Genomic DNA, 9,542 nt, shown 5'->3' with positions numbered 1-9,542 from the left:
GAGTATCTAATAATTCTTGTCGGGCAATTTTCAAATCCTCATCCAAATATTTTTGATTTTTCAAATCCTTAGGTATACCATTCTTACCCACAATTTGTTCCAATTCTTCAATCTTGTTAACAAACTCCTTTGTTGGTAAAGGTTTGCTAAATAAATAGCCTTGTCCGATATCGCATAAATTTTTTTGGAGAAAAATAAGTTGCTCAACTTTTTCTACTCCTTCAGCGACTACTTCAAGTTTTAATTGATGTGCCATTGCTATGACAGTTTTGACAATAACTGCATCATTTTCATCATTTGTGCAGTTACGGACAAATGACTGATCAATTTTCAAAGTGTCAAATGGTGCTTCTTTTAAATAATGCAGTGAGCTAAAACCAGTTCCGAAATCGTCCAAGCTTATTTTTAACCCCAACTGTTTTAGTTCGTGTAGTACTTTAAGGATATACTCACTATCAGCCATTACACTCTCTGTTATCTCAATTTCAAGGTATTTTGAGTTAAGCCCGGTTTCTTCTAAAACTTCCCTTACCATCTCCACCAGGTTAGGTTGATATAACTGCCTTACAGACATATTTACTGACATTTCAAAAGGAGCAATGGCTGTATCTTGCCATATTATTGCCTGCTTACAAGCTGTACGCAATACCCATTCACCTATTTGTACAATAAGCCCGGTTTCTTCTGCCAAAGGAATAAATTTATCAGGTGGGATAAGCCCTTTCTCTGGATGGAACCACCGTATTAAAGCTTCAACACCTTTTATTTTTCCAGAATTTAGATTGATTTTTGGCTGGTAATAAAGTTGAAACTCGTTGCATTCCAATGCTTTTCGGAGATCGGTTTCTAATTCAAGTCTTTCGTATCCTACATCTTGTTTGCATTCATCCCAAAATTGATAACTGTCTTTTCCATTTAATCCTAATCCTTGTGTAGATGTTTCTGGTTTTTTGAATAATCTTTCCATGATTATACCTTCTTTTGAATACAAATTAATCCCGAGGCTTGATATAATATATTACATTATCCTTAAAACGGAAAGGATGAATGATGAATGAATGAATGAATCTTAAATTTTACCTTTTCCAATAATCAGGAATTAAATATACTCATGTCGGTTCTTCAATATTTTTCTGATAATAATTGAATGAAAATTCTTTGACTTTATCCAGGTAATCTGATATAATAGAAGAGATTGAGATTAATAATTATTTTTCTGATTATCCTAACACTTCGCTATTGTTTTTAAAGCTGAGTACATACAATGCTGATTTTGTAAAGATCAGGCCATTCTCCCCTGTCGACGGCTAATTTCAATTTTATTTAATAATACGGCAAATTTTTGTTGTTCCTTTAAGTCACTATTCTCAAACTTAATGCCATATAATAGACGGCCATTAATTTCCTCTTGCTTGCGTACTATGATTCCTTTGAGGGAAAACTTCTCACTTTTAAAGTTAAATTGAATTTGCACAACGATTTTCTTTCTAATAGGAAAATCAATATTGCACAACACCCCTAATCCTGTCCTGCTTATATCTTTTATAGTCCCTTTTACCCATTTACTTCTTATTTTTTCCAGAGACTGATCTCCCACTTCTAATACTTCAAAAGTACATGGCAGATCAATTAAAAAGTTAAGACGAGGTGCATCCCTCTGTTCCATTCCTTTTAACTCTTTTTCCAAATTATTCAAAGATCTTGATAACGCCTTTATCTTCTTATCCCTTTGTTCAACTTGCTTAGTATAGTATAAAACGATTAACAAAATCATCATGATGTTCAAAATAACTACAGTAATCAGGGCAGCTAAGTTCATGAGATTTCCCCCCCTTAATGTTTAAAAACCCAAAAACAAGTTAGTTATCCCGTTTCTTATGCTAAGGAAAAAATGATAGGTTTACCATTCAATGATAGTTAAATCATTTATTTTATAATTCTAACATTACTTTTTTCCTGAAATATGTGGCAAACCGCCACATACTCATATTTGTAAAGCGTATATGTATATTCAATTAGTAAAATTAATATGTATTATATGTTCATTATTTCTACTAAATTTTTATGCCAAAATGTGTATGCAGTTAACAAAGATACAGCCTTGCAAAAGCGCTTTAACAGGTATGAAGTAAGGATCTTGAAAGATGAATACCGGGAAGAGTTTGAGAGCCTATGTTATACAGAAAGGCTGTGCATAAAATTGCAAAACTAAATACAGTAAATTGCAATGAAAAATACATAACCCAAAATCGATTTGACATGGATCCTCTACGGGCATGATTACGATCTTTAAAAGCCAAACCCAACAAGGAATCTGGCTCTGCACAGCCCAAGGAATATGGTGCTTTAATCTGTTAAATTGAAGGAGATTACTTTATCTAACGGAAAAACACTAATTTAGAGAAACGACCCAAATCATCACGGCCCATACTTACTTTAGACCTAGAAAACGTGTCTAATTGTAACGTTAACTTAAAGCAAATTTGATTAAAATATATTAAGAAATTCCTTTAATTAATAATATATCAATTTTTATTAATATAAAAATATTTCTGTTAATACACTACCATAATATTTAACATTATTACCATTATTATCCAATAGTTAATTAGTAGATGCTATGATTAAATCAAAATATAACCGTCAGTTATTTATTAGTAACATGATAATCAGCTATTAGAAATTTTTACATATAAATTGCAAGGTGGGGGCTTGATGAGGGATTGGTTGAAACAACTTCGTAAATCAAAAAAATTAACTCAAGAACAAGTTGCTTCCAGCTCTTTTATAGACAGATCATATTATTCTCAAATAGAAAACGGGAAGCGGAATCCAAGCCCGGATGTTGCTATAAACATTGCTAAAGTATTGGATTTTAATCCATTGTGTTTCTTTAAAGATGAACTTGCATTTTCTAATAAGATAGATGGAGGGGCTCATTTGTTTAAAAATGATGCTTTCGATTATAATATTTTTTGTTTTTTTAGAGACACAGAACAGATAAGATTGATATTTTTTTATGACAAAATTGAGGACTATTATATTCATGTTTTAGCTTATCTTTACGCTGCAATTCAGAAAAACAGGCATTGTGTAATATTTGATCACCAGGAATATTTTTCCATATACAAAAAGTCTTTAGAATCTCTTTGTGATGTAGAAAAAGCAATAAAATATACTCATTATATTGATATAAAAAATATTGAAAATCCCGATATATTATTTCATGAAATCAATAATAAACTTCGAAATTTGTTAACTCATCTTGGTAATCATGAGGCCACAATATCTGTTTGGGTCCATAAAGATAACACAAGCCAATATGTACTAGGGAAAAGATTGCAGAAATTAGGCATAAACAATATGAAGACTTTATTTGTACAAGCATATAACGCATGGTCAGTGTCTGCAGGAGAGCATACTAAGCTGATGAAAGAATATCCTTTTTTAATGACCGATGGAGAAATATTTTCCTCGCCATTTTACAACGGAAGAAAAGATTATTGATTATTCAGTGTATCCGTCTCTTCATCTTCAAGTAGATATTTAATTTATCGTATATAAGTATATCAAAGCGTATTTATCCAAGTTGGACACTTACAATATGGTCAATTTCAGTAACATGAATTTGGAAGCGGTAATTTTATGACAGTATAAGGAGCCCATAAAACTAGACACGAAATGAGGAGATGTTAAAGTAAGTTTATGAAAAAAACAATGCACATCTGCATTCAAGTCCCAAATCGTGCTAGAAGTTCTAATGTAAACAGTCATTTTCACTTTATATCCGTAAAAAAGGCCGGTATTATTTCAAATTATTCCAGACACATAAGCGATCTCCACTGATATAATGTGATTAACATTTTGCACAATATATCAGGGGATTTTATATGTTCATTATCCATTATTTCGGATTAGACTTATCTGACATGGATCCACAGCTTTTTTGCCGATTCAGGGGATGGATTTGGAATGTAGGAAGAGACGTGCATTATTTGACGAAGATCCGAAATTTTGGTAAATCGCCTTACCTCCGAAAATCGTTCAACGTATGTATTATCCTCCATCCGTATGAAGTTTATAAAGTTAGAATCCAGAAAGAAGAATATTTTTCGATTCCTGAAGCTCCTTGATGGGAGCTTTTTCTCTTGGTTTTTCGCTGAAATAATTTGAAAAAAGTTTCCGTATTCCCAAATAACGGAAACAAAATAAGCGCATTATTCCGAAAATGTACCTGAATTAATTTGAAAAAGGGTACTCGGAATAATGTTATCGTTTACAGGAATAGACAGCTTCCCTTTTAAATCAAAATTCACCTCTGTTTTCTTAGGATTACTCTCCGTCCTCCTTCATCTGCTTATTAATTCCGACCAAAACATCTAAATCAACGGTTATCTCAAAGGAATTTTGATTAATCAATAGTTCTGCATATTCTCTCTTTGAATTCCAGGCAAGTGGAGACATTTGAACTAAATTCGTTCGTTCTGCCTTGCTTAGTTCTTTCGTATACCTAAGATTAAAACGGTTGACTAAATGGAAATGCTTTGTAAAAAGGGAAACTGTCTCATCATTGCTATAAACTTTCTTTTCTGTATCCGTAAAAAGTGCTTCTGGAAGTGGATTCCCTTTTACCGTCCTTGTTAATAATGAATTATTTTCCCAAAACCAACCGCTAATATACCACGATCATTTCCCCTTTGTATTTGGTTATTGAATTTTGATCCACTCCACGAATCATTGTAAGCCACTTCTGACTTTAATATTACGGTTCCTCTTTCTGGACTAATCTTTTTTTAATATATGGGATAATCCTATTTGACGAAAATAACTTCTCCAATCTTCGACTTCTCTAAACTGTTCCTCAACCGTTACAAAGACCTGAACTTCGGTACCAAATAATTTTTTATAGTACTTTTTGATTCCGCGACAATCCGATAAGTATTCATTTGCTGCGGCCTTACTCATTCCATCCTTCATGCCAATTACGAAAAAGGGGATTCATCGTTATAGTATAGCAGGGCTTTGTCACCAAAATAGACATTATATAACTCCGGAACATTCTTTTCCATCGCTACTTCTAATACCACTAATTTACTCAAAAAAGCACTCCTTTGTTCGTCTTTTCCGATGTTCAAGGTTACGCTTACTCAGGTTGGGGCCTGGCGAGATCCCTGCAATTCCCATTTCCCTCATATGCGCTGGACAGCCTTTCTGTTAATGACCAGGCCCTCGGCATTCAACACGGCCGTAATGCGCCTGGAACCGTAGAAAGGATATTGGGTATATATCTCATCAATCCGGTGCTTGATGTACACCTCTTCAGGAGAGGGGGCGACAGGCTTATAGTATAGGCTTGAACGGTTAAGACTAAGCAGTTCGGCCTGTACAGTTATCGGCAGTTCTGCGTTTTCCCAGTCGATTATTTCAATACGTTCTGCCATACTCCTTCATTCCAGATTTTTTTAAGCCACGACAACTGCGTGGTAAGGCGGCCGACTTCTGCATAAAGATTTTCAATCGTCTGTTCGTATTCGGCTTTCATATTATCGATTTTTTGTTATCTTTTTCCAAAAATTTTAGGCATTTGTTCGAGAAACGCATTCCTCCATTGGCGAACTTTATTGACATGGATCCCATGATCTGAAGCAATCTCGCTCATCTTCTTTTAGGACTTCTAGCACAATTTAAGTCTTGAATTCTGGTGTATATTTTTCCTCATAAACCTACTTTAACAGCTCCTCTCTTTACCTGGATAAGGGGCAATCCCAAAATCCTTTAAAAGGCTGAGAATATATGATGATCGCTAATTCCTGAGACTCCTGCGGGAAACGCGAGCAAGAAGAGACCCGGTGTGCTTGAGGGACGAGCGAGGAGGCTCGCGACGCGTACGGAAAGAGAGTAAATTTCGCGATCGTCAAAAAGGGGTACCCATATGCCCGGTTTAACAGCTTTTGGGATTGCCCTTATCAAGGGAAGCAAGAAAAGCGCGGTAGCCAAAAGTGTACAAAAAGAGTACCTGGATACCAGGAAAATTAACTTTGTAGAGAAAAACTTGATACATACGATACAAGCAAAATACTTGACAAAATTATTTAATTATGCTATAATTTATAATTTTATATTTTATGATATAATAAGACTCTCCTGGCCAGGGGAATCTTATTTTTGTTCATGCGGGAGGATAATTGTATGAAGCAAAATGAGTCCAGTCTAACTTCCTTAATATCAGCTTTTTGCAGAGCTTATCATAGTAAATATGATACACCAAAAATCTTTGATGACTATATCGCTAAAGATTTAATAACACAAAAAGAGTTTAATGACATTAAAATGAATTTGGTTCAAGGGATAGAATTCTTCAACAAAGAAAAAGTTCAACTATTCAATGGAAATACAGATAAAATATTAAAATGGATTACACAGATTCAACTTTCTCCAACCCCTATAGCACGGGCTGCATTTTGCGAGAAAGTATTGCTTCACGAAATCGATTTAGGATTGAAACAATATGTAATACTCGGAGCTGGATTGGATACTTTTTGTTTTCGTCATCCAGAATTGAAAAATGTCATAAAAATATTTGAAATTGATCATCCAGCAACACAAGCGTTTAAGAAGAAACAATTATCAAACGCTCACTTGGAAATACCACACAATCTTCATTTTGTTTCGATGGACTTCACCAAGGCATTTACTTACCAAAAACTGATGAATGCAGGATTTGAAAATAAGAAAACATTCTTTAGTCTTTTGGGAGTTTCTTATTATTTAACGAAAGAAGAAAATGCAAGATTGTTGGAGAATTTGTTCGCTGAAGTTCCTATAGGTAGTTCCATCGTTTTTGATTACGCAGATGAAACACTATTTGATGTGAAAGGAAAATCAGATAGAGTTGAAAACATGGTAAAAATGGCCTTGGCAAGTGGTGAACCAATGAAGTCATGCTTTTCTTATAATGAAGTTGAGAATATGTTAGAAAAAGCAGGATTACTTATTTATGAACATTTATCACCAAGCGAAATTGATGAAACTTACTTTTCCAACCGAAACGACTACCTTTCAGCCTTTGAAACGATTCATTATATACATGCCATAAAGAAATAACCTACCGTAAATTGCCATCCAATTACTCTCTAGAGTCTGGATGGCTTTTTATTAATTACCTGTAACTTTAGGTTTCGACCCTGACTCCACCTTCATACCTTACTTTCCTTACTCCTCCCCCTCTTCTTTCCCTTATGGCAATGGAACTTAGTTAGTCCCCAAAGCAGCAGATTTTTATCTAAAATTAGGATATTGGGTTGTATAGAATATTGTGATATTGTAAAATATTTCTTCTCCGAACAAAGGCAAAAATCAAAAGAAAAACAGGAATATTGCTCTTTCGGGTTCGTATTACAGCACATCTACATTATATTTCTCTCTCTCCTCTTAACACCTTTATTCCATATTATGGAGGGAATATTACAAACTTAACTTTAAATCTTTTCTCTACTATGTTCATTCCAAATAAACTTTTCCCAAATTGCTCCCTCCACCCCGCATTCCACCGTCGGATTCAAAATAAAGTTTTACGACCAAACCCCCATTTTCACCGATTTTTGATTCAAAAATGGACGTTTTTCCGCCTGTTTTTCCCCCATTTTTTCACCGTTTTTTCGCATTTAAAATAAACAATTCAGAAAATGTTAATTGATGTTGCGTTTTTTTATACATTGATACGGCCTTCAAGTACAAGGTTTTTGGCGCATTAACCATAAAATCCTTACACCTTTTATTTGACAAAAGAAGCCAAAATTCTTGTCTGGTCTGAGTATTTGCTTATTCAGCAGGCCCTAATTATATAGTCATTTTGAGTATTCTTCGTGTTAATTCTATAAAAGATATTAAGGGAACTGTCATTTGTTTATCCTTATGCCATGCAATTTGAGTGATAAGAGGAAAGTTAGACTGTTCCCATTTAAGTTCTTTTATTGTCCCATCCTTAATGTCCTGCTCTACTACCATGCCCGGCAATATAGCTATGCCGAGTCCGGCAATTACACATTGCTTAATCGCTTCTATACTGACAAATTCAATTTTATTACTGGGATACACATTGGATTCTCGCAAGTAATCTTCAAATATTTTGCGATATGAACATCCTTGCTCAGTAAGAAGAAGAGTCTCATATTCCAAGTCTTTGGCAAAAATTAGTTCCTTATTTACTAAGGGATGATCGGGTGAGGCAACTAATTTCAGTTCATCCTTAACAAGCGGTTCTTTTATTAAAGAATCTTCCGGTTTAACTACATCCATAATGAAAGCTACATCAAGATTACCACTTTGCAGTTGCTCTTTGACCATTTCGTTTGAATGAGCAGGTTTAAAAATTAGTTTAACATTGGGTAACTGATTTTTAAATTCCTTTAGAATAGGGGGAAGGCGGTATGTGCACTGGCTTTCTTGTGCTCCAATTTTCAGGACCCCCGTTGGCTCTGTAAACCCACTAATAACCAATTTTGCTTCATCTGCAAGTGAAATCATTTTGTCAGCATATACTTTAAATTTACGTCCAGATTCTGTTAAATATATTTTCTTTCCCAGACGTTCAAACAGTTGCGTATCCAGTTCTTTTTCAAGGGATTGAATCTGGGCAGTCACACTGGATTGAGCATATTTTAACAGCTTTGCAGTTTTCGTGAAGTTCAAATTTTCTGCAGCGGTTCTAAATGTAATCAATTGTTTAACATCCAATTTTCTCACTTACCTAATCGTTATTTTCGATTAATATAATAGAAATAATCATCTTTTATGATTTGTAAATTAATTATAAAATATTAATAACTAAACAGCAAGTTATAGGTAGGAGTGAATAAAAGATGACAATTGCTGTTATTTATGGAGGAACCCGTGAAAATGGTAATACCGAAATCCTAACTGAGCGGGCAATTCAAGATATTCCTGTGGAAAAGATATATTTAAAAGATTATAAAATCCAGCCCATAAAAGATCAACGCCATACAGAAAATGGATTTCAGGAAATCAATGATGATTATAATTTCATTATTGAACGCATTCTTCATCATGATTTGCTTATATTTTCCACACCTATTTATTGGTATAGCATGACTGGAACAATGAAGGTATTTATTGATAGGTGGTCACAAACATTAAAAGATCCGAAATATCCTGACTTCAAAATAGCTATGTCTTCCAAAAAGGCATATGTAATTGCAGTTGGTGGAGACGAACCTTTTTTAAAAGGGCTTCCCCTTATTCAACAGTTTCAATACATTTTTAATTTTTTAGGAGTTTCCTTTGAGGGATACGTACTCGGCAGAGGAAACAAACCCGGTGAGATTTTCCAAGATCGGATAGCGTTAACTGCTGCTTCTCAAATCCAAAAAATATTAATAAGTCAAGTACAGTCAAATTAGTTGCGGATTGATTTTTTAACATGTAAGATTAAAAGTTTCAACAATTTTTCTTTTAGAAATCATTTATTCATTGAGAATAGGTAAGAACATGGCAGGGCAAATTGGAATTTAGTTACGGATAAT

General features: G+C 34.1%; 7 protein-coding genes. 3 read left to right on the top strand and 4 right to left on the bottom strand.

Annotated elements, in window-relative coordinates; all coding sequences use genetic code 11:
• A partial coding sequence (locus tag BpJC4_RS15170; RefSeq protein WP_151698155.1) for a putative bifunctional diguanylate cyclase/phosphodiesterase occupies nt 1-967 on the bottom strand: 967 nt, incomplete at its 3' end.
• Between the two features lie 315 nt (nt 968-1,282).
• Nucleotides 1,283-1,819, bottom strand: a complete 537-nt coding sequence (locus tag BpJC4_RS15165) for a PilZ domain-containing protein (RefSeq protein WP_151681846.1) — start codon at nt 1,817-1,819, stop codon at nt 1,283-1,285.
• Between the two features lie 896 nt (nt 1,820-2,715).
• Between BpJC4_RS15165 and BpJC4_RS15160 the strand changes: the two genes are divergently transcribed.
• Nucleotides 2,716-3,507 carry a helix-turn-helix domain-containing protein gene (locus BpJC4_RS15160; protein ID WP_172968379.1) on the top strand — a complete coding sequence of 264 codons (792 nt, stop codon included), beginning with the start codon at nt 2,716-2,718 and terminating at the stop codon, nt 3,505-3,507.
• Between the two features lie 1,682 nt (nt 3,508-5,189).
• On the opposite strand, the gene BpJC4_RS17205 is transcribed toward BpJC4_RS15160, so the two are convergent.
• Nucleotides 5,190-5,441 (bottom strand): IS3 family transposase, encoded by a 252-nt coding sequence (locus BpJC4_RS17205; protein ID WP_151681848.1) that lies wholly within the window; start codon nt 5,439-5,441, stop codon nt 5,190-5,192.
• A gap of 748 nt (nt 5,442-6,189) precedes the next feature.
• On the opposite strand from BpJC4_RS17205, the gene BpJC4_RS15150 reads away from it, so the two are divergent.
• Nucleotides 6,190-7,104, top strand: coding sequence for a class I SAM-dependent methyltransferase (locus BpJC4_RS15150; RefSeq protein ID WP_151681849.1), 915 nt, complete (start codon nt 6,190-6,192; stop codon nt 7,102-7,104).
• Between the two features lie 735 nt (nt 7,105-7,839).
• Here BpJC4_RS15150 and BpJC4_RS15145 read toward each other — a convergent pair.
• Nucleotides 7,840-8,736 (bottom strand): LysR family transcriptional regulator, encoded by an 897-nt coding sequence (locus BpJC4_RS15145; RefSeq protein WP_151681850.1) that lies wholly within the window; start codon nt 8,734-8,736, stop codon nt 7,840-7,842.
• A gap of 125 nt (nt 8,737-8,861) precedes the next feature.
• Here BpJC4_RS15145 and BpJC4_RS15140 point away from each other — a divergent pair, with 125 nt between their 5' ends.
• Entirely contained in the window at nt 8,862-9,419 is a 558-nt protein-coding gene (locus BpJC4_RS15140; RefSeq protein WP_151681851.1) for a flavodoxin family protein, read from the top strand.
• The last annotated feature ends 123 nt before the right edge of the window (nt 9,420-9,542 follow it).

The sequence above is a fragment of the Weizmannia acidilactici genome, from assembly GCF_008974185.1.
GTDB lineage: Bacteria > Bacillota > Bacilli > Bacillales > Bacillaceae_C > Weizmannia > Weizmannia acidilactici.
Note: the sequence above shows the minus strand (reverse complement) of the source record. Positions and strands in the feature narration are given on the sequence as shown.

Coding starts and splice junctions, on each gene's coding strand:
- BpJC4_RS15150 (WP_151681849.1), top strand. CDS start 6,190: ATGAAGCAAAATGAGTCCAGTCTAACTTCCTTAATATCAGCTTTTTGC.
- BpJC4_RS15165 (WP_151681846.1), bottom strand. CDS start 1,819: ATGAACTTAGCTGCCCTGATTACTGTAGTTATTTTGAACATCATGATG.
- BpJC4_RS15140 (WP_151681851.1), top strand. CDS start 8,862: ATGACAATTGCTGTTATTTATGGAGGAACCCGTGAAAATGGTAATACC.
- BpJC4_RS17205 (WP_151681848.1), bottom strand. CDS start 5,441: ATGGCAGAACGTATTGAAATAATCGACTGGGAAAACGCAGAACTGCCG.
- BpJC4_RS15160 (WP_172968379.1), top strand. CDS start 2,716: ATGAGGGATTGGTTGAAACAACTTCGTAAATCAAAAAAATTAACTCAA.